This window comes from Pseudomonas taiwanensis DSM 21245 (assembly GCF_000425785.1).
Lineage (GTDB): Bacteria > Pseudomonadota > Gammaproteobacteria > Pseudomonadales > Pseudomonadaceae > Aquipseudomonas > Aquipseudomonas taiwanensis.
In genome coordinates, this window is the sequence record NZ_AUEC01000016.1 from 26,699 (window position 1) to 46,670 (window position 19,972).

Here is a 19,972-nt window from a genome sequence, read left to right on the forward strand (position 1 = left end):
GCTGGCCTGCCTAATCGACGTGTCGTCATCGCCATGCCCAGCAGCCTTCCCATTGCCCGTCAAGCCTTTCTCCACGGCGCCATCGCCATTCTCCCGCTGTCCCTGGCCGTGGCCCCGTGGGGGTTGCTGGCAGGCTCCATGGCCATCGAAGCCAACCTCAGCGCCTGGGAAGGCCAGGGGCTTTCGGCCATCGTCTTCGCGGGCGCGGCACAACTGGTGGCCATTGGCATGCTCAAGGGCGGCGCCAACCTGGCGTCGATCCTGCTCACCACCCTGCTGCTGACTTCTCAGCACTTGCTCTATGGCCTGTCCATGCGCCCGGTGCTGTCGAGTCAGCCGCTGCGCTGGCGGCTGGGTCTGGGCTTTCTGCTCACCGACGAGTTCTTCGCGCTGACCAGCCATTACGACCAGCAGCAGTTCAACCGCTGGTACGCACTGGGTGTGGGCCTGACCTTCTATATAGCGTGGAACCTGTTCACCCTGGCCGGGATCATCCTCGGCCAGAACATCCCGCACCTGGATCAACTGGGTCTGGACTTCTCCATCGTCGCCACCTTCGTCGCCCTGATTGCGCCGCTTGTACGCAGCCTGGCGACAGTCGTGTGTGTGGCGGTATCGCTGTTCTGCTCGGTGCTGTTCAGCTACTGGCAGTGGGAAACTGCGCTGGTGGCTGCAGGCCTGCTAGGCATGGCGGCGGGCTTTATTTGTCAGAAGTTTTCCGGAGGCCGCGCATGATCTGGTTGCTGATATTCACCATGGGCGCGGTGGTATTCCTCAACCGCTATGCCTTCCTGGAACCTCGCCTGCCCCTGCGCCTGAGCTCCAATGCCCGGCAGTTCCTGGGCTTCGCCGTGCCCGGCATGCTCACGGCCATCTGCGGGCCGATCATCTTCCTGCCCGACCACCAACTGGACCTGAGCCCGCTCAATCCTTACCTGCTTGGCTCGCTGGTGGCCATCGCACTCGTGCTCTGGACGCGCAGCGTATTGTTGAGCATGCTGGTGAGCATGTTGATCTTCTTTCTTCTGCGTAGCTGGCTGGCATGAGCAGACCCCTGCGCGAACAGACCCACCTCTGGCAAGCGCCTGCCCTGGGCGATGTGGAGATGCTGCATGCGCGGTATTTCCAGCAACGCTTTGCCCCGCACGTGCATGAGGGCTACGTATTTACCGTGATCGAGTCCGGGGCCCAGCGCTTCTGGCACCGAGGCAGCGAGCATCTGGCACCGGTCGGCAGCATGGTACTGATCAATCCCGATGAGCTGCACACCGGGGCCACCGCCCATGAAGCCGGTTGGCGCTATCGCGGTTTCTATCCGGAGCACGAGCGGGTCACCGGCGTGCTGGACGAGCTAGAGCTTGGCCGCCATGGCATGCCGCATTTCAAGGAAAGTGTGATTCAGGACCCGGCCCTGGCCTTGGCGTTCAGCCAACTGCACCAGCTGTCCGAATCCGGCGCCAGTGCCCTCGAGCAGCAAACCGCCTGGCGCCAGGCGGTACTGGCCCTGGTGCAGCGCCACGGGCAATGCGCAGAACCGGCAGCACCGGGTAATGAGCCACTGGCGGTGGCCCGTGCCCGTGAACTGCTGGAAAGCCAATTGGCCGCTCCACCGTCGCTCGAAGCGTTGGCGGCGGCGGTCAACCTGTCGCCATTCCATTTCGCCCGAGTGTTCCGCCAGGCCACCGGGCTGCCGCCCCATGCCTGGTTGAAGCAACGCCGCCTGGCCCGGGCGCGGGAATTGCTCAAGCGTGGCGAGACCGCCTCGGAGGTGGCGTTCGCCCTGGGCTATGCCGACCAAAGCCACCTGAGTAGGCAGTTCAAGCAGGCCTTCGGGGTGCCCCCTGGGACCTACCGAAAGGCATGCATCAGCTCAAATATGCCAGCAGAATCGCTCACAAGGCCAACTCGAATTGCAATGGATTCAGCAGATCCCGTCGAATCCTGACGGCGACACCAACCAGGCGCACGGCTCGCTCCTGCCGCTTGCTTTCCCATAGCATTCGACACAGCCCCCGCATGACCTGCGGCTGTAAAGCCAGGGCGGGCGCTTGGCACTTCGAAGGAGCGACACCCAAAAGCCGTCAACTGCAGCCGACCGCCACTGCAGCCCTTTTCTGCCGGCTCGGCGCCTCCCGCACAGGCAGCAGAGCCCCGTCAAGCCTCTGCTACACTAACAGAGCTAAATGGAGGGTCCTGCCATGTCCGAAAGAGAGCTCACCACCCTGCTGTCGCTGATGAACCAGCGCCAGGCCTGCCTCAGTAGCGCCTGCAAGGAGATTGCCGACTGGATCGACCGGCAGGGCGATATGCCCGCCGCTGGCAAGATCCGCGCCAGCCTGAAAGCCCTGGAAGCCGACGAAGCCCAGGTCCGCAAGACGTTGACTTCGTTAACGCTGGACCGGCCGTTGCCACGCTTTCGTAGCTGAATGAAGGGGGGCCGCATTGGCGGCCCCTGGGGAATCAGTGATTCATGTGCATGTGATCGTGCCCGCCCATCCCGGCGGTCAGCGCACGTACCTCGGCTTGCACCTGGACCGTTTCCCGGCTGCCCTTGGCATCCTCGACGGTCAGGGTCAGAGGCACCTTCTCGCCTTCCTTGAGCTGCTGGCTCAAGCCCATCAGCATCACGTGATACCCATTAGGGTCCAGGCTGATCGGCTTGCCCGCTGGCAGTTCGACCGACTTGACCTCCTTCATGCCCATCACATCACCGTTCATGGTCATCTCGTGCACTTGCACGGTCTTGGCCACGGGCGAAGCCACGCCAACCAGCTTGCTGTCGGCACTGGCGGTCAGGGTCATGAAGGCACCGGTGGACTGCTGGTGCGGCACACTGGCGCGTACCCACGCATCACTCACCGTGGTCTGAGCCAGAGCCGGCAAGGCGAGGCCCATCAATGCCAGCGTGGCCAGGCCGCGCTTGAACGGTTGCAGTGAAATAGCCATTAGCAAATCTCCATCAGGGTAACCAGGTCTTCGGCGCATTCCTGGGCGGTCAGGGAATGGCCCAGGCTCAGGCGCAGCGTGCCGCGCGTATCGTAGACATAGCTGGTGGACGAGTGGGAGACGGTATAGGTATCCCCGGTCGGGACCTTCTCGTAGAACACCTTGAATTCCTTCGCTACCGCGGCGATTTCCTCGGGGGTGCCGGTGAGCGCGGTGAACGACGGGTCGAACGCCTTGACATAGGCATCGAGCACTTCCGGCGTGTCGCGCTCCGGATCCAGGGTAATCAGCACCACCTGGAACAGGTCGCGATCGCGGCCTTTGAGCAGCTTGCGGATTTGTGCGGCGCGCGCCAGCGTAGTCGGACAGACCGCCGGGCACTGGGTAAAGCCGAAGAAGATCATCGGCATGCTGCCGTAGAAGCTCGACAAGGTGACGTCGTTGCCACGGGTATCCTTGAGGCGGAACTTGCGCCCGAGGATTTCGTTGCTCATGTTCTTGCCGTACTTGAACTCGAGCCCCCGGGCCGGGCTGCAGCCTGCCAGCAGGCCGAGCCCGAGAACGCCCATCCCGGCGACGACCGCGCGCCGGGTAAACAGATCATTCATGGAACCATCCTTTACAGGGAAGGTGCCGGCCCTAGGGACAGGCCGGCCGAAAAACCGGGGCATTCTGGCATGACACCCCCAGGGCATCTACCCGACGTTGGAGGTGCAGGCCTGCAGCCCTTTAAATACGGGCTGCGGCCTGTTGTCGCAGGGGTTGAATCCGTAACAGTTTGTTGCTAGGGATCAAGGTTCTGGCAGCGCCAACCTGAATCGCCCGAGACGTCTCAGTAGTACGCGTTTTCTTTCTGGCTGTGGTCGGTCACGTCACGTACACCCTTGAGCTCAGGAATGCGCTCGAGCAGGGTACGCTCGATGCCGTCCTTGAGGGTGACGTCCGCCTGGCCGCAACCCTGGCAACCGCCGCCGAACTGCAGCACGGCGATACCGTCGTCGACCACGTCCACCAGGCTGACCTGACCACCGTGGCTGGCCAGCCCCGGGTTGATCTCGGTCTGCAGGTAGTAGTTGATGCGTTCGTTGATCGGGCTGTCTTCGTTGACCATCGGCACCTTGGCATTCGGCGCCTTGATGGTCAGTTGGCCACCCATGCGATCGGTGGCGTAGTCGACCAGCGCGTCCTCGAGGAACGGTTCGCTGACCGAATCGATGTACGCGGTGAAGCTCTTGAGCCCCAGCGCGGTGTCGTCAGGCTTCTCTTCGCCCGGCTTGCAGTAGGCGATGCAGGTCTCGGCGTACTGGGTGCCCGGCTGGGTGATGAAAATGCGGATGCCGATGCCAGGCGTGTTCTGCTTGGACAGCAGATCGGCCAGGTAATCATGGGCGGCGTCGGTAATGGTTATAGCGCTCATGGAAGTTCCTCACAGACTTGCGGCCAAGTGTACGCCAACCTGGCCTTCGAACAAAGTCCTAGTAATTGACTCGGGAAAGCGCATATGCCTGGCTTTGCTCCCGTGGCGCCGCCAGCCAGGCGTGCATCCGTCGGTACAGGCCTCGCTCAAGCCACTGGTAGCTGAACCAAGACATTAGTCCAATGGACGGCACGCAGAAGGCGAAGACCAGGTAAGGGTTCAGCTTCAGCCGCTGGCTGACGAACCAGCCGCCGTAAAGCACCAGCACATGGATCAGGTACACCGAATAGGAGCAGTCGCCCAGCATCTTGAGCAGTCGATTGCCTTTGAACCAGGGCTCTAACGCAACGAATGCCAGCACCACCAGCGCGCTCGGCAGCCCCCAGTGCAGCAGGCGCTGGGAAGCGTCCAGGTGAAACAGCGCATACCCCGCCACCGCCAGTACTGCCAGCGGCAGCCATCGCCCCTCGCGAATGAGTCCGCGGCGGTACAGCACACCCAGGCCAATACCGAGCAGGAACTCGTAGATGATGTCGTTGTTGTAGAAACGGCTGACGACACCCAATCCGCCCAGCAACTCACTCACCACCAGCAGCGCGGCGGCCACCAGCAACAGGTGGTGACGCTGGCGGGCCAGAAACGCGAGGCCGAACAACGCGTAGAAGAACATTTCGTAATTCAGCGTCCAGCCAACGTTCAGGGTCGGATACAGCCCATAACCTCCCGGGTTTTCGGCCGGAATGAACAACAGCGACAACAGCAAGTGTTGCCATTGGAACACCTGGTGGGGCATCCATTGGCTGGCGACGAGTAGCAGCGTGGCCATCAGCGCCGTGTAGAACCAGTACGCCGGGACGATGCGCAGCAGTCGGTTGAGCAGGAACTGCCCAGGGGCGATGGCTTTGTCTCGGGTTGAGAGGTAGATCACCAGGCCGCTGATCACGAAGAAGATGTCGACCCCCACGGCGCCTCGCTCGCTGAGCAGGCGGCCGACAGGGCCGGTGGCATGGAAGTCGAAGAAAATTTGCATGAAGTGGTGGCAGACCACCACCCAGGCGGCGAGCGCCCGCAGTGCCTGAAGCGAATACAGCATGAAATACCTGCGATCAGCCGGTGCATTGAGGCCTCGCCCGCCCGGCTCCCACAGCACCTGCAGGAGCCGGCTTGTCGGCGATGGGGCTGCAAACCAGCCCCTGGCCACCCGACCTTTGGGACCGCAGTGAGTCCGCAAAGGTCAGTCCGGCCGATCAGAGGTTCTCGTAGCGGTTCATGTCCAGTACGCCCGCCTCGACCGGATCGGTCTGTTCGATGAAGGTGTTCAGGTCATGGAAGTAGAACCAGAACCGCGGATGGCTACGCCGCACGCCCCAGCGCATGACGATGCGTTCGAACTTGGCCGGGTCGTCGCGTGCCGCCTCCATGTCCTCGACGAACTCCGGCACGTTCGACGCCGGGATGTTGAAGATGAAGTTCGGGTAGCTACTGAGCACCCCCGGGTACAGGGTCAGGGTATCCAGACCTGGCTGGTAGCGGTACGCCTCGCCCAGCAAGAAGGCCACATTGCTGTGGGCCCTGTTGCGCAACAGGCTGTAGACCTGACGGCGGCCGCCCTCGCCTTCGATGCGCAGCATGGTCGCCTCGGGCAGTTGGTTGATCACCTTCAGCCCCGCCGCCGGACGCGACACCAGTCGGCTGAGCGACTGCTCTACATCGCGGAACTCGGCATCCATCTCCGGCCGTGAACAATAAGCGCCCTTGCAGCGGTTGATCGGGTCTGGCGCTGCGTTGAGGCTGCCGGTGCGCTGCAGCAGTTTCAGGCCAAAGTCGCGCGTCGGGTCGCGAGGGTCGAGTTTCAGCCCGCTTGGGGTGTCGGTGTCGATGTCCTCGTAGTCCATCCACATCTTCACCTTGCCGCTGTTCTGGTACCAGTTGCTGAGCACCTTGCCACGCTGATCGGCCGGCATCAGGCGCAGGAAGTTGACCTCGGCGCCGTTGCGGATCAAGTCGAAGTACAAGCGCGTCTGCAACTGGTGCGAGACGTTGCCAAACACATCGAAGTTGACCGCCAACTGATAATAAGTGCGCTCGAACAACGGGTAGTCGAACAGCCAGGTGGTCAGCGGCACATCGCCGATCAACCCCTTGGTCACCGAAGCACTGTCAAAGTGGCGGAAGATGGTCAGCAAGGCATTGTCGTTGCCCGCCCACAGGGTCGACCAACTCGGCGGCGCCATCTCGGCGTAGGCCTCGCGGCGCAGCTTTTCATATTCATTGCGCTTGTCCCGGTAGGCGTGCCACAGGGTGAGCACGCTGCCCACGTCATCGATCTGCCCAGGCATCGCCAACAGCGGCGTGGCTTCGCTGCGGTACTTGGCATCGGTGATGTAGCGGTCATGCGCTGGCTCCTGGAACAGCGCCCAGAAGTTGTCGCGGATCACGTCGGTGGCGATTTGCCCACGGCAAACTGGGCCGCGGATGAAGGTCCGCACGAAGTACTCGGCGTTATCCAGCATGAACTGATAGCGTGCCACCGCCGGAATCGCCTCGAAGGTCTCGAACGGGTTGGCCCGGTGACGTGGGCCGTAACCCGGCAGCGCGGTGGCATGCCAGTCGCCCGCGTAGAACAACTGCTTGACCCGCTTGAGCTTCTGCGGACCCATGGGGTACGTGATGTGGGTCTTGTGCACGATCACGCCCTGCACCGGCACCAGGCGGTAGTAGAAGTCGGTGCCCGGCGGGTCGTTGGGGCGACGAGTGGCGATCAGGTCGACCGGCTGGCCGCTCGGCGTGCGCGAACGTACCCATTGGAAGAAGTGGCCTTGTTCGCCGCCGACGAAATAAATATGCGCGAGGAACAGGTGCTCGTACAGCCAACGACCCACCAATGCTTCGGTGGAACCGGGACGGTTGAGCAGTTCTTCCCACTCGGCGATCTGCCTGGCTTCGACCGGGCTGGGCTGGATCGGCTGGTATTCGACTGGTGCACCGGCGGCCAGCCAGGCGCGCATGGTCTGGTACTCCTGGTCGGTCAGACCGGTGACGGCCAGCGGCATGCCTTCCTTGGGATGCGCGCCGGCATAAGCGTCGAACTCATGGGGCAACGGGCACATGTTGTTGCGGTTGAGCCCAAGCACGATCTCGTCGGGCAATTTGGCATTGGGCGTGAGCGGGGTCTTGTGACCGAGTTCGAGCATTCGAGCCATCAGTGCGGCCTGGCTGCCCTGGTTGTCGAGCACCGAATAAAAGCCCTTCTTACGCCATTCGGCCTCGCTATGGGCGTCGTAGAACAGCCGTGTGGTGGGCACCGCCTTGCTCCGGTCGCCCTGGTACACCGGCACCTTGGAGGCACCGCGCACTGCACCTTCGGGGCTTTCCAGCTTGAGCTGGCACGCGGCGTCGTTGCACGCATGGCAGGCCACGCATTTCTCGGTGAAGATCGGTTGAATATCCCGGGTGTAGGAGATGCCCGGACTCGACTGGGGGCCCTGCCCAAAGGCCACGCCACTGACGAGCAGCGCGAAGCCACAAGCCAGGGCAATAAAACAGCGATGCACCATGTGCGCGAAATCCTGGTTACAGAAAGCCATCACGTTAGCCTGGTCGTCCTTGGATGCTCATCGACCCAACATGAACAGAATTCATGCAAATGGGCAGCGCGCCTAAAAACCGCGCAGCTTTGTTATGATTCGGCACCTTCTGATTTTTGCCCGACCAGGTAGTTCCTATGTCCGACCGCAGCGCTCGTCTCCAAGCACTCCAGAACGCACTCAAAGAGCGCATCCTGATCCTCGACGGTGGCATGGGTACTATGATCCAAAGTTACCGCCTCGAGGAACACGACTATCGTGGCACGCGCTTTGCCGATTGGCCAAGTGACGTCAAGGGAAACAACGATCTGCTGCTGCTCAGCCGCCCCGATGTGATCGCCGCCATCGAGAAGGCCTACCTGGACGCTGGCGCCGACATCCTTGAAACCAACACGTTCAACGCCACGCAAATCTCCCAGGCCGACTACGGCATGGAGTCGCTGGTGTACGAGCTGAACGTCGAAGGCGCCCGCATCGCCCGCCAGGTGGCCGACGCCAAGACCCTGGAAACCCCGGACAAACCGCGTTTCGTCGCCGGCGTGCTCGGCCCTACCAGCCGTACCTGCTCGATCTCCCCGGACGTCAACGACCCCGGCTACCGCAACGTCACCTTCGACGAGCTGGTGGAAAACTACATCGAGGCCACCCGTGGCTTGATCGAAGGCGGCGCCGACCTGCTGCTGATCGAAACCATCTTCGACACCCTCAACGCCAAGGCCGCGATCTTTGCCGTGCAGCAAGTGTTCGAAGAAGACGGCGTCGAACTGCCGATCATGATCTCCGGCACCATCACCGATGCCTCCGGCCGAACCTTGTCCGGCCAGACCACCGAAGCCTTCTGGAACTCGGTGCGACACGCCAAGCCGATTTCCGTCGGCCTGAACTGCGCCCTGGGCGCCAAGGACTTGCGTCCGTACCTGGAAGAACTGGCGACCAAGGCCGACACCCATGTTTCGGCGCACCCCAATGCCGGCCTGCCCAACGCGTTCGGCGAATACGACGAAACCCCGGCGGAAATGGCTGCCGTGGTCGAGGAGTTCGCTGCCAGCGGTTTCCTCAACATCATTGGCGGTTGCTGCGGCACCACCCCGCCGCATATCCAGGCCATCGCCGAAGCTGTGGCCAAGTACAAGCCGCGGGCCATTCCCGATATACCCAAGGCTTGCCGCCTGTCGGGCCTGGAACCGTTCACCATCGATCGTCAGTCGCTGTTCGTCAACGTCGGCGAGCGGACCAACATCACCGGTTCCGCCAAATTCGCCCGGCTGATCCGCGAAGAGAACTACACCGAAGCGCTGGAAGTCGCCCTGCAGCAGGTAGAAGCCGGCGCCCAGGTGATCGACATCAACATGGACGAAGGGATGCTCGACTCCCAGGCTGCCATGGTCCGCTTCCTCAACCTGATCGCTGGCGAGCCGGATATCTCCCGCGTGCCGATCATGATCGACTCCTCCAAATGGGAAGTGATCGAAGCGGGCCTCAAGTGCATCCAGGGCAAGGGCATCGTCAACTCGATCTCCATGAAGGAAGGCGTCGAGCAGTTCAAGCACCACGCACGCCTGTGCAAGCGCTATGGCGCCGCCGTGGTGGTGATGGCCTTCGACGAAGTCGGCCAGGCCGACACTGCCGCACGCAAGAAGGAGATCTGCCAGCGCAGCTACGACATCCTGGTCAACGAGGTAGGCTTCCCACCGGAAGACATCATCTTCGACCCCAACATCTTCGCCGTGGCCACTGGCATCGAAGAGCACAACAACTACGCCGTCGACTTCATCGAGGCCTGTGCCTACATCCGTGACCACCTGCCTTTCGCGCTGTCGAGCGGTGGTGTGTCCAACGTATCGTTCTCGTTCCGCGGCAACAACCCGGTGCGCGAGGCGATCCACTCGGTGTTCCTCTACCACGCCATCCAGAACGGCCTGACCATGGGTATCGTCAACGCTGGCCAGCTGGAGATCTACGACGAGATCCCGCCTGCCCTGCGCGAGAAGGTCGAGGATGTGGTACTCAACCGCACCCCGCACGGCACCGATGCATTGCTGGCCATTGCCGATGACTACAAGGGCGGTGGCGCGGCCAAGGAAGTGGAAAACGAAGAGTGGCGCTCGCTGCCGGTGGAAAAACGCCTGGAGCACGCGCTGGTCAAAGGCATCACAGCCTTCATCGTCGAAGACACCGAAGAGTGCCGTCAACAGTGCGCGCGTCCTATCGAGGTCATCGAAGGCCCGCTGATGAGCGGCATGAACGTGGTCGGCGACCTGTTCGGTGCTGGCAAGATGTTCCTGCCCCAGGTGGTGAAGTCAGCCCGCGTGATGAAACAGGCGGTAGCCCACCTGATCCCCTTCATCGAGGCGGAAAAAGGCGACAAGCCAGAGGCCAAGGGCAAGATCCTGATGGCCACGGTCAAAGGCGACGTGCACGACATCGGCAAGAATATCGTCGGCGTGGTGCTGGGCTGCAACGGCTACGACATCGTCGACCTGGGCGTGATGGTGCCGGCGGAGAAGATCCTGCAGACCGCCCGTGAACAGAACTGCGACATCATCGGTCTATCCGGCCTGATCACCCCGTCGCTGGACGAGATGGTCCACGTCGCCCGTGAAATGCAGCGCCAGGATTTCCACCTGCCGCTGATGATCGGTGGCGCCACCACCTCCAAGGCCCACACAGCGGTGAAGATCGAACCCAAGTACAGCAACGATGCGGTGGTCTATGTCACCGACGCCTCCCGCGCCGTGGGTGTCGCCACCCAGCTGCTGTCCAAGGAGCTCAAGCCAGGCTTCGTCGAGAAAACTCGCCAGGACTATGAAGAAGTGCGCGAGCGCACCGCCAACCGCAGCGCCCGCACCGAGCGCCTGAGCTACGCGCAGGCAGTGGCCGCCAAACCGAAGTACGACTGGGCCGGCTACCAACCGGTCGTCCCGTCCTTCACCGGCGTCAAGGTGCTGGAAGACATCGACCTGCGCACCTTGGCCGAGTACATCGACTGGACCCCGTTCTTCATCTCCTGGGACCTGGCCGGCAAGTTCCCGCGCATCCTCACCGACGAGGTGGTCGGGGAAGCCGCCACCGCGCTGTACAAGGATGCCCGCGAGATGCTCGACAAGCTGATCGCCGAAAAGCTGATCAGCGCCCGTGCCGTCTTCGGTTTCTGGCCAGCCAACCAGGTGGCCGACGACGACATCGAAGTGTACGGCGAGAACGGCCAGACGCTGGCCACCCTGCACCACCTGCGCCAGCAGACCATCAAGCCGGACGGTAAGCCGAACTTCTCCCTGGCCGACTTCGTCGCACCAAAGGACAGCGGCGTCACTGACTACATGGGCGGCTTCATCACCACCGCTGGCATCGGTGCCGAGGAAGTGGCCAAGGCCTACCAGGACAAGGGCGACGACTACAGCTCGATCATGGTCAAAGCCCTGGCCGACCGCCTGGCCGAGGCCTGCGCCGAATGGCTGCACGAGCAGGTGCGTAAAGAGCACTGGGGTTATGCCAAGGACGAGCACCTGGACAACGAAGCGCTGATCAAGGAGCAGTACAGCGGCATCCGCCCTGCCCCAGGCTACCCCGCGTGCCCGGATCACACCGAGAAGGCCACGCTGTTCCGCCTGCTCGACGGCAGCGCCATCGGCGAAACCGGCCCAAGTGGCGTATTCCTCACCGAGCACTTCGCGATGTTCCCGGCGGCAGCGGTCAGCGGCTGGTATTTCGCCCACCCGCAGGCGCAGTACTTTGCCGTGGGCAAGGTCGACAAGGACCAGATCGACAGCTACAGCGCGCGCAAGGGCCAGGAAGTAACCGTAAGTGAGCGTTGGCTGGCACCTAACCTCGGTTACGACAGCTGACAGTTCATCGCCGGCACGCCGGCGCCTGCAACGATGGCGCAGAGCCTGCAGGAGCCGACTTGCCAGCGATGAGGCCAGTACCTATCACCTACACTGTCCTTGTATGCCTCTGCATTGATCAGGAGCCCCCATGGACGATTCCAGCCAAGGCAAGCCGCCCACCTTCTGGCAGATGCTGCACAGCATCCTGGCCGCAGCGTTCGGCGTGCAGAGCGGCAAGAACCGGGCACGCGACTTCACTCACGGCAAAGCCAGCCACTTCATCGTGCTGGGCACGTTGTTCACGCTGGTGTTCATCCTGGTGCTGATCGGCCTCGTGCAACTGGCCGTGCACCTCACCGCCCGCTAAAACGCAATCCGCCCGCGGAAATCCCTTCCACGGGCGGCTCAGGTTGAGTCACGGTCTGAAGACTAAGGCTACTGGTGGCTGACCCAATATACGGCAGTGACCACCACCAGGACGATCAGGCAGAGGATCGCCCAGGCATCGACGCTGCTGTCAGCTTTGCGGACCTTGGTTGAGTTTCCCATTGCATTGCCTCTTGTAGTGGTTATGGGAATGCACTTCACAACCAGCAGTTAAGACGAGCGATGCCCTTCTCTCAAGCAGGGTTTTTCAATAGTCGACGGGTGACGCAAGAAACGGATACTGGAAACCGGCCGGGCGCCCTTCGGCGCTGTAACGCTGGAAATCGATCCCGTAGTCGTCCCGATCCAGCAGCTTCAGCCAACGCCGGGCCTTGTTCTCGTCGATCGATTGCAGCGCCGGCGCCCGGTACTCATGCAGGCCATCACGATCCATCGACACCCCTTGGGCATCATCATGCAGCATCACCATGGCCCAGCCGCCCAAGGTGAAGTGCCCGCCCATCAATACCCCCAGGCGTCCATCGATTCGTGCCCGCAGTGCCTCGGGGGAGCTGTTGATCGCGCTGAACACCACGTCCCGGCCCGGCTTGCGCCCAGCCGCTTCGAACGCCTGCATGGCGCCAAAAGCCATTTCGTCATTGGCTGACCAGACCAGCTTGATGTCCGGATATCGCTCAAGCAGCACCTGGGCCTGTTCGAAGGCACGCTGACGGTTCCAGCCACCGTACACGACCTGACGCAAGCGCACCTGGGGAAAGTCCGCCAACGCCCGGCGCATGCCCTGCTCGCGCAATTGCGAGGCTGGCGTGCTCTTGACCCCGGCGAATGCCACCAGGTCCACGGGCTCGTTGCTACGGGGCAGCAAAGCGACCATCTGGTGCAGCATCTGGTAACCGGCCTGTTCGTCATTGGCGGTTAGGGTACCCAACAGCTGTGCGTATTTCTCCGGCTGCGCCTTGATACTCTGGGCCTGGCTGGCGGTCAGGCCATTGTTGACCAGGAACAACTTGACCCCGGTGCCCTGGGACAGCCGGATGATTTCCGGCGCCACGTACTGCTCGTTGACCAGCACCAGGTAGTCGGGTCGTTGCGGCCCCTGGAGAATCGTCCGGGCCTGAACCAGCGCACGCTCGGCACTGCGCTCGCTGTACTCCACCCGAAGGGTCATGCCCAGGTCGTCGGCCGCCGCCTGCATGAAACGCGAATAGCTGGTCCAGAACGCTTCGCTGGACAGGCCTGGGTTGAGAAATACCACCGAAGCAGCCTGCGCACTGGCTACCAGCGGCAGGCTCAGGCACAGGCTTTGGCACAACGCCTTGAGCATGCGGTTACACCCGTCGAAACAAAGTCGCGAGTATAAACATGTCGGCGCACGGGCGAACAAATGCCAGTCAGTCTCACATAGTCCGTTTAGTTCTTTTCATATGCAAAAACATCACTTTAGCGCATAACTACAACCTGATATCGTTCCCCGGCTCCGAAACCGGAGTGCGCGGCCGTGCGCGCGAATAGCTGCATGCAGCCTGAGACAGGACTTTTATGTACGTATACGACGAGTACGATCAGCGGATCATCGAGGACCGCGTCAAGCAGTTCCGTGATCAGACCCGCCGCTACCTGGCCGGTGAGCTGAGCGAAGAAGAATTCCGCCCTCTGCGCCTGCAGAACGGCCTTTATATCCAACGTTTTGCCCCGATGCTGCGCGTCGCCGTGCCGTACGGCCAGCTGAACTCGACCCAGGTCCGCTTGCTGGCCAAGATCGCCCGCGACTACGACAAGGGCTATGCGCACATCAGCACCCGGCAGAACGTGCAGTTCAACTGGCCTGCGCTGGAAGATGTTCCAGACATCCTGGCCGAGCTGGCCACCGTGCAGATGCACGCGATCCAGACCAGCGGCAACTGCCTGCGCAACACCACCACCGACCAATTCGCCGGTGTGGCTGCCGACGAAGTCGTCGACCCTCGCCCCTGGTGCGAAATCATCCGCCAGTGGACCACCTTCCACCCGGAATTCGCCTACCTGCCGCGCAAGTTCAAAATTGCGGTCAACGGCTCGCAGGAAGACCGCGCGGCCATCGAAGTCCACGATATCGGCCTGGAGCCGGTGCGCAACGAAGCCGGCGAGCTGGGCTTCCGCGTGCTGGTCGGCGGTGGCCTGGGCCGTACCCCGGTGGTCGGTTCGTTCATCAACGAATTCCTGCCATGGCAGGACTTGATCAGCTACCTGGACGCGATCCTGCGCGTGTACAACCGTTACGGTCGCCGTGACAACAAGTACAAGGCGCGCATCAAGATCCTGGTCAAGGCACTGACCCCTGAGGTGTTCGCCGAGAAGGTCGAGGCCGAAATGGTCCACCTGCGTGGCGGCAGCACCACCCTGACCCAAGCGGAAGTCGACCGTGTGTCGCGCCACTTCGTCGACCCTGACTACAAGGCGCTGGAAAACGTCGACTACAGCGCACTGGACCAGGAGCACCCAGGCTTCGCCCGCTGGCGCTCGCGCAACACTCGCGCCCACAAGAAGCCCGGCTACGTGGCCGTGACCCTGTCGCTCAAGCCGACCGGTGTAGCACCAGGCGACCTGACCGACAAGCAGCTGGACGCCGTGGCGGACCTTGCCGAGCGCTACAGCTTCGGTTTCCTGCGTACTTCCCACGAGCAGAACATCATCCTTGCCGACGTCGAGCAGCGTCAGCTGCACACGCTGTGGATGGAGCTGCGCGAGAACGGCTTCGCCACGCCGAACATCGGCCTGCTGACCGATATCATCTGCTGCCCGGGTGGTGACTTCTGCTCGCTGGCCAACGCCAAGTCGATCCCGATCGCCGAGTCCATCCAGCGCCGCTTCGACGACCTGGACTACCTGTTCGACATCGGGGAAATCGACCTGAACATTTCCGGCTGCATGAACGCCTGCGGCCACCACCACGTGGGCCATATCGGCATCCTCGGCGTGGACAAGAAGGGTGAGGAGTTCTACCAGGTTTCCCTGGGCGGCAACGCCGCGCGCGGCGCGAGCCTGGGCAAGATCCTCGGCCCGTCCTTCGCCCAGGAAGACATGGCCGATGTGATCGAGAAGCTGATTGCCGTGTACGTGGAACAGCGTACCGAAGAAGAGCGCTTCATCGACACTTACCAGCGTATCGGCATCGACCCCTTCAAGGAACGCGTCTATGCAGCGAATCATTAAGAACAACCAACTCGTCGACGAAACCTGGCACCTGCTGCCCAAGGAAACCACCCTCGACGAGCTGACCAACTGCGACGACTACATCGTCCCCCTGCAGCTGTGGCGAGACCATGCCCACGTGCTCAAGGCCCGCGACGGTGGCCTGGGTGTGTGGCTGGACAGCGACGAAGAAGCCGAGGAGATTGGCGACGACGTCGACCAGTTCCAGGTCATCGCCCTGAATTTCCCGGCCTTCACCGACGGGCGCAGCTACTCCAATGCGCGCCTGCTGCGAGACCGCTACAAGTTCAAGGGCGAACTGCGCGCCATAGGCGACGTGCTGCGCGACCAGCTGTTCTTCATGGCCCGCTGCGGCTTCGATGCCTTCGCCATCCGCGCCGACAAAGACCCGGAAGATGCGTTGCAAAGCCTGAAGGACTTCTCGGTCACCTACCAGGCCGCCACCGACGAACCGCTGCCGCTGTTCCGCCGCCGCTGATTCGACCGTGTTTGCCACAACGGCCCGCCTCCTTGGCGGGCCGTTGCATTTCCGCAGGCCGCTTCTTCAAGCGTGGCTGCGGCCTTGTCGACTGAGCGTATCGAGTTGCAACTGGACGGCTTGCAACCGGGCCATGGCTTCAACATCCAGCGGATTACGAAAAAGATTCAGTCGGGTCGGGTGATTTCGAATCCACTGCAGCGCCTGCTGACTCAGATCGACGATCAGGTTCTCGGCAAGGTCGACATACAGGTCAGGATGACGTTCGAGGAAAGCGAGCGGCAGCTCGGTCAGGCCAGTGGCGCGCAACGACAGGTGGCTAAGGTGATCCAGGTTGCGCAGCGCGGGAACAGTGCCGATCGGGTTGCCCCCCAGGTGCAGGGTTCGCAGTGCACTGAACGCTTCCAGGCGCTGGGCACCCGGCCCATCTATGACGATCTGGTTGCCTGTCAGGTACAACTCCTGCAGTTTCCTCAAGCGCTCCAAACCCTCGGGAATGGCGGTCAGCTGGTTGTCACGCAGGTCCAGAACGCTCAGCTGGCTTAGCTTGGCGAGGTCCCCAGGCACACGGATCAAGCGGTTGTCGCCTACATTCAACTGCCTGAGTCGGCTCAGCTCTCCCAGCCCTTTTGGCAGCTCGGCAAGCTGGTTATAAGAAAGGTCCAGCTCGAGCAGCCCTGTCATCTGCTCGATCCCGGCAGGCAGACTTTCGAATCGGTTTCCACTGAGGCTCAGGTACTGCACGCGCACGAGTCTGTGAATCGAATCAGGCAACCGGATCAGTCGGTTGTCGCTGAGGTCCAGACGAGTCAACAGGGTCATCTGTTGCAAACCCTCGACATCAGCCAAGCGGTTGCGCTGTAGATCCAGCCGCGTCAACCGCTGCAGGCCCCCCAACCCAGGTAATGCAACCAGCTCGTTGTCGTTGGCGATCAACTCGGCCAGGCCGGTAAGTTGCCCCACACCGTCGATGGCCGTCAGTTTGTTGAACTGCAAATCGAGCGTGTTCAGATGCCTCATGCCATCAAGCCGGGGCACGCCGACCAGTTTGTTGCCGCCCAGTTGCAACTGGCGCAGGTTGGGGAAGCGACTCAGAAATGCGTCATCCAGCGACTTCAGGGCCACATTGACCAAGCTCAACCGGTGTATGTGCTTGAACGCGAGGTCCGCTGGCAGCTCTGGCCAGGTGCCCATGGGCAGGTTGCGCACCACCAGTTCGCTGACACCATGCGGCCCGAAAAACTCCGGCTCCCAAGCCTCGCGAATCAACTGCCCCGCTTGTTGCCGACTGCGGTACGCAGGGTCCAGGTACACGCCTCGCCAGGCCCTGAGGCTCGACTCCAGCCTATCCACCTGCCTGGCCAGTTCGCTGAAGGCAACCCAGATCGACTGCCCGGGCCTTCGCGCCAACTGGAAAATCAGCCAGTGGATGTCCGCGGCAGAGCGGTGCGGAAACAGGTGCCATACGCCGGCACGAATCGACTGGCGCGCCTGGGCAGCGCCGGCATTGACTGCCTCGCCCCTTGGCAGCCAGCCAATCTCCCCGCCACTGAGCGGATAGCCCAGCCGGCCATCACCCAGGCGTACCGGCGGACGCACTCCCAGAGCACTCGGCGCCATGCCCAGCAGGTGAGCGGCCCGCTCGCGTTGGTCAGAGGCCCTCAGGGCAAGGGCCTGGCTCAAGGACTCGGGCGAGCGGCCCGCCTCCCCCAAGTCATGTTTCTGGGCATCGACCAACTGCAGCCACAACGCTTTGAATAAGCTGTCGTCCCCCTGCGCCGAAGGCAACCCGGTGCCATGGCCATCCACTGCCTGGTAGCCCTGTCCACGTTTGATGATGTAGCCCACCTGCGTGGCATCCTGGGCAGCGCTGCGCGCTCGAAGCTCTCCAGCGACGCCGCCCAGGCGAATTTCGATGCGCAGCGTGTCCGGCCAGGCTGACCAATGGTCAATCAAACCCAGTGCTAAGCGTTCGCTGTCAGGGTTGATCGCGTCCGCCTGGTAGAAACCGACACAAGCCCGATCCAGGCGGCTGTCGCGCAGCGCCCAACGCGCCTGGGTGGCCAGCGGCAACGGAACACGGCCGCTGTTGACCAGGGTTTCGATCTGCTGCGTGCCGGCGTGCTCGACGATTTCCTGCGCGGCGCGCGCCGACAAGCCCGGAAAATCCCTACGCAACAATTGGGCAGCTGGCGTCGGTGCGGCCTGCATCGCGGCGAAGTGCTGCTCGAACGCCTCGCCGATCAGGCCAGGCTGGCGCTCGTGCAACTGGTAGCGCTGCAAGGCATCCCACAAACGCGCAGGTGCAGGCGCATGCTCCAGGTGCAACTCGCGCAGCCGGTCCTCGTCGAAACCGGCAATATGCATGACCCGTTCGGCTGTCTGCCGGTCGAGTGTGGCCCATTCACTGCCCAACCGCTGCATCAGGTAGTGCGGATCCTGCCAGTCCCGTGGCGTTTCCAACTGATGGCGCCAGCCGCCCTCACCGTTATCATCGAGCCAGGGCGAGTACGCAGACGACCTGCGAGGGTGCTGGATGCGAAAACCGCCGTGCTCCTCACGTACCTGATAAGTCGCCTGCAGGGTACGCACCCTCGTCGTGCCCGCCACCTGGGTGCGTTCACCGACCGCCACGTCCTGATCAGGCACTGCGTAGCCCGGCAGGCTGGGGTCGATCAGCCGGACCTGCTCGCCAGCCGTCAGCACCGGAACCAGCCTGTCCACCTGGGCAGAACGCTCGATCAGCCTGGCCGCAACCTGTCCAGCGCCAGCCAGGGTAATGCCTGCGGCTACGTTTTCGGCCACACCCCACACATGCTTCAAGGCCCCTTCCCGGTCACCCAATTGCCAATCCTCATAGCCTTCGAAGACCGCATCGGCGATCTGCAGGGCCGCGATGCCCAACAGGGGCAGGCCCAGGGCTGGCACGAACAGGCTAGCCAGCCCCAGTACGTTCAGGCCTGCGTTTGCGTATTCGGACATTCGCTGCTCGCGTTCGGCCTTGGCCGCCTGCGCGCTAGGGACAGCCAGAAGCGCTGCATCGTCCAGCATCGTGTCCACGCGAACCTCGCGCAGATGTCGAAACAACGGCGCATTGATCCGGTGGCTGCGGCCATCGAGTTGGATCGCCCCATGGCCTGCGGCACTTCGGATCAAGCCATCGAGTGCCTGGACGAACCCTGGACGGTCGCGCTCACTGATGAACCGCGCGAAGAAGGCCGCATAGTCCGGCGCCTTGAAACGCCGCCCAAGCCCCTGCCAGAGGGCCGCCCAGGTGTCGAAGCGTTGCAACGCGCCATGCGGATCGTCCAGAACCCACAGCACTACCCCCTGCAGCGGCGCATCCGACTGGAGGCCATGGCGAATCTCGAATGCCACGCCACCACGCACTCGCTTGCCGAGCACGCGAAAGTCGAACGGCACGGCGCGCCCGGAATTCGGGCCGACGATGGGCGCCACCGAGATGATAGGCAACAGCGAGTAGTAGGTTGCCCGGTCGATTCCGCCACTGAGCAGGGCCAGGCGCACGGAGGCCTCCAGCGCCGCACGGGCGCCCTCTTCCAGCAATTGGCGCATGTCGGCCGGCCTCGCAATAACCTCATCGAGGTGGCGTTGATAGGCATCGCCAACATCCACCTCGCGGCAAAGCTGCATGAAGGCGGCAGGTTGCAGCGCCAACGGCTCATCCTGCGCATCGACGATCACCGAGGTGTGCAGCGCGCCGGACGGCGCTGTTTCGTGTTCGGCGAAATTCTGCAGCGCAGCCGCCAGTAAAGTCACCTCACTGACCTCTTCCACGCGCCGGCCCAATGCGCCAGGAGCGCCCTGTGCGGGAACCACGATCCGGGTGTGGCGCAGTTTGGCCCTGCGGACATCCGTTCGCGGCCACGCGCGCGCTGCCAATGCCTGCCCAAGCAGCGCTTCGCCGAAGGTATCCAAAGGCGCCACCCTGGCGAAGCGAGCCGCCAGTTGGTGCTGGATGCGTTGCTGCTGCAACAAACTCGTACGCAACCTGCTCAGATCATCCAGCGAGGCAGCGGTGAGCCATTCCGGCAACCTGCTGGCGATCAGGGAGTCGACATCGTGTGGTGGGGAGGGTTCGAAGGTCATGGAGGCGGTCCTTTGGGTGAAAACCCAA

General features: G+C 62.7%; 15 protein-coding genes. 8 read left to right on the forward strand and 7 right to left on the reverse strand.

Annotation, left to right across the window (positions count from 1 at the left end):
- Positions 1-33: 33 nt before the first annotated feature.
- The 4 genes from H620_RS0107400 to H620_RS0107415 all read left to right on the forward strand — a co-directional run bounded on the left by H620_RS0107400 (position 34) and on the right by H620_RS0107415 (position 2,426).
- Positions 34-735 (forward strand): AzlC family ABC transporter permease, encoded by a 702-nt coding sequence (locus H620_RS0107400; RefSeq protein WP_023381057.1) that lies wholly within the window; start codon positions 34-36, stop codon positions 733-735.
- On the forward strand, positions 732-1,046 hold the full coding sequence (locus H620_RS0107405; RefSeq protein WP_023381058.1) for an AzlD domain-containing protein: 315 nt from the start codon (positions 732-734) through the stop codon (positions 1,044-1,046). The genes H620_RS0107400 and H620_RS0107405 overlap by 4 nt, the downstream gene beginning before the upstream one ends.
- Entirely contained in the window at positions 1,043-1,945 is a 903-nt protein-coding gene (locus tag H620_RS0107410; RefSeq protein ID WP_027907061.1) for an AraC family transcriptional regulator, read from the forward strand. The genes H620_RS0107405 and H620_RS0107410 overlap by 4 nt, the downstream gene beginning before the upstream one ends.
- A gap of 253 nt (positions 1,946-2,198) precedes the next feature.
- Complete coding sequence (locus H620_RS0107415; protein ID WP_023381060.1) at positions 2,199-2,426, forward strand: hypothetical protein; 228 nt, start codon at positions 2,199-2,201, stop codon at positions 2,424-2,426.
- 34 nt (positions 2,427-2,460) lie between these two features.
- Here H620_RS0107415 and H620_RS0107420 read toward each other — a convergent pair whose 3' ends face one another.
- The 5 genes from H620_RS0107420 to H620_RS0107440 all read right to left on the reverse strand — a co-directional run bounded on the left by H620_RS0107420 (position 2,461) and on the right by H620_RS0107440 (position 7,920).
- Positions 2,461-2,940: a copper chaperone PCu(A)C gene (locus tag H620_RS0107420; RefSeq protein ID WP_027907062.1), complete on the reverse strand. Its 480-nt coding sequence runs from the start codon at positions 2,938-2,940 to the stop codon at positions 2,461-2,463.
- 5 nt (positions 2,941-2,945) lie between these two features.
- On the reverse strand, positions 2,946-3,554 hold the full coding sequence (locus H620_RS0107425; RefSeq protein ID WP_023381062.1) for an SCO family protein: 609 nt from the start codon (positions 3,552-3,554) through the stop codon (positions 2,946-2,948).
- Between the two features lie 224 nt (positions 3,555-3,778).
- Positions 3,779-4,363, reverse strand: a complete 585-nt coding sequence (gene nfuA / locus H620_RS0107430; RefSeq protein WP_027907063.1) for a Fe-S biogenesis protein NfuA — start codon at positions 4,361-4,363, stop codon at positions 3,779-3,781.
- A 58-nt stretch (positions 4,364-4,421) separates the two neighbouring features.
- The gene (locus H620_RS0107435; RefSeq protein ID WP_027907064.1) at positions 4,422-5,456 is read right to left on the reverse strand and encodes an acyltransferase family protein; all 1,035 of its coding nucleotides are present in this window, start codon (positions 5,454-5,456) and stop codon (positions 4,422-4,424) included.
- Positions 5,457-5,610: 154 nt separating this feature from the next.
- Entirely contained in the window at positions 5,611-7,920 is a 2,310-nt protein-coding gene (locus H620_RS0107440) for a fatty acid cis/trans isomerase (protein ID WP_027907065.1), read from the reverse strand.
- A 167-nt stretch (positions 7,921-8,087) separates the two neighbouring features.
- Between H620_RS0107440 and metH the strand changes: the two genes are divergently transcribed.
- Together metH and H620_RS0107450 are read left to right on the forward strand one after the other, a co-directional pair.
- Positions 8,088-11,795, forward strand: coding sequence for a methionine synthase (gene metH / locus H620_RS0107445; RefSeq protein ID WP_027907066.1), 3,708 nt, complete (start codon positions 8,088-8,090; stop codon positions 11,793-11,795).
- Positions 11,796-11,925: 130 nt separating this feature from the next.
- On the forward strand, positions 11,926-12,144 hold the full coding sequence (locus tag H620_RS0107450; protein ID WP_023381068.1) for a DUF2970 domain-containing protein: 219 nt from the start codon (positions 11,926-11,928) through the stop codon (positions 12,142-12,144).
- Between the two features lie 267 nt (positions 12,145-12,411).
- Here the strand turns inward: H620_RS0107450 and H620_RS0107460 are convergent, their stop codons facing one another.
- On the reverse strand, positions 12,412-13,488 hold the full coding sequence (locus H620_RS0107460) for an ABC transporter substrate-binding protein (RefSeq protein ID WP_023381069.1): 1,077 nt from the start codon (positions 13,486-13,488) through the stop codon (positions 12,412-12,414).
- Positions 13,489-13,703: 215 nt separating this feature from the next.
- Here H620_RS0107460 and H620_RS0107465 point away from each other — a divergent pair, with 215 nt between their 5' ends.
- Together H620_RS0107465 and H620_RS0107470 are read left to right on the forward strand one after the other, a co-directional pair.
- Positions 13,704-15,356 carry a nitrite/sulfite reductase gene (locus tag H620_RS0107465; protein WP_023381070.1) on the forward strand — a complete coding sequence of 551 codons (1,653 nt, stop codon included), beginning with the start codon at positions 13,704-13,706 and terminating at the stop codon, positions 15,354-15,356.
- Positions 15,340-15,834, forward strand: a complete 495-nt coding sequence (locus tag H620_RS0107470) for a DUF934 domain-containing protein (RefSeq protein ID WP_023381071.1) — start codon at positions 15,340-15,342, stop codon at positions 15,832-15,834. Before H620_RS0107465 ends, H620_RS0107470 begins: the two co-directional genes overlap by 17 nt.
- A gap of 66 nt (positions 15,835-15,900) precedes the next feature.
- On the opposite strand, the gene H620_RS25605 is transcribed toward H620_RS0107470, so the two are convergent.
- Complete coding sequence (locus H620_RS25605) at positions 15,901-19,944, reverse strand: leucine-rich repeat domain-containing protein (RefSeq protein ID WP_049818728.1); 4,044 nt, start codon at positions 19,942-19,944, stop codon at positions 15,901-15,903.
- Positions 19,945-19,972: the final 28 nt, after the last annotated feature.

Excerpts from the sequence above, each read along its gene's own strand:
- H620_RS0107400 (WP_023381057.1), top strand. The coding sequence starts at position 34 with ATGCCCAGCAGCCTTCCCATTGCCCGTCAAGCCTTTCTCCACGGCGCC.
- H620_RS0107405 (WP_023381058.1), top strand. The coding sequence starts at position 732 with ATGATCTGGTTGCTGATATTCACCATGGGCGCGGTGGTATTCCTCAAC.
- H620_RS0107410 (WP_027907061.1), top strand. The coding sequence starts at position 1,043 with ATGAGCAGACCCCTGCGCGAACAGACCCACCTCTGGCAAGCGCCTGCC.
- H620_RS0107415 (WP_023381060.1), top strand. The coding sequence starts at position 2,199 with ATGTCCGAAAGAGAGCTCACCACCCTGCTGTCGCTGATGAACCAGCGC.
- H620_RS0107425 (WP_023381062.1), bottom strand. The coding sequence starts at position 3,554 with ATGAATGATCTGTTTACCCGGCGCGCGGTCGTCGCCGGGATGGGCGTT.
- nfuA (WP_027907063.1), bottom strand. The coding sequence starts at position 4,363 with ATGAGCGCTATAACCATTACCGACGCCGCCCATGATTACCTGGCCGAT.
- H620_RS0107435 (WP_027907064.1), bottom strand. The coding sequence starts at position 5,456 with ATGCTGTATTCGCTTCAGGCACTGCGGGCGCTCGCCGCCTGGGTGGTG.
- H620_RS0107440 (WP_027907065.1), bottom strand. The coding sequence starts at position 7,920 with ATGGTGCATCGCTGTTTTATTGCCCTGGCTTGTGGCTTCGCGCTGCTC.
- metH (WP_027907066.1), top strand. The coding sequence starts at position 8,088 with ATGTCCGACCGCAGCGCTCGTCTCCAAGCACTCCAGAACGCACTCAAA.
- H620_RS0107450 (WP_023381068.1), top strand. The coding sequence starts at position 11,926 with ATGGACGATTCCAGCCAAGGCAAGCCGCCCACCTTCTGGCAGATGCTG.
- H620_RS0107460 (WP_023381069.1), bottom strand. The coding sequence starts at position 13,488 with ATGCTCAAGGCGTTGTGCCAAAGCCTGTGCCTGAGCCTGCCGCTGGTA.
- H620_RS0107465 (WP_023381070.1), top strand. The coding sequence starts at position 13,704 with ATGTACGTATACGACGAGTACGATCAGCGGATCATCGAGGACCGCGTC.
- H620_RS0107470 (WP_023381071.1), top strand. The coding sequence starts at position 15,340 with ATGCAGCGAATCATTAAGAACAACCAACTCGTCGACGAAACCTGGCAC.
- H620_RS25605 (WP_049818728.1), bottom strand. The coding sequence starts at position 19,944 with ATGACCTTCGAACCCTCCCCACCACACGATGTCGACTCCCTGATCGCC.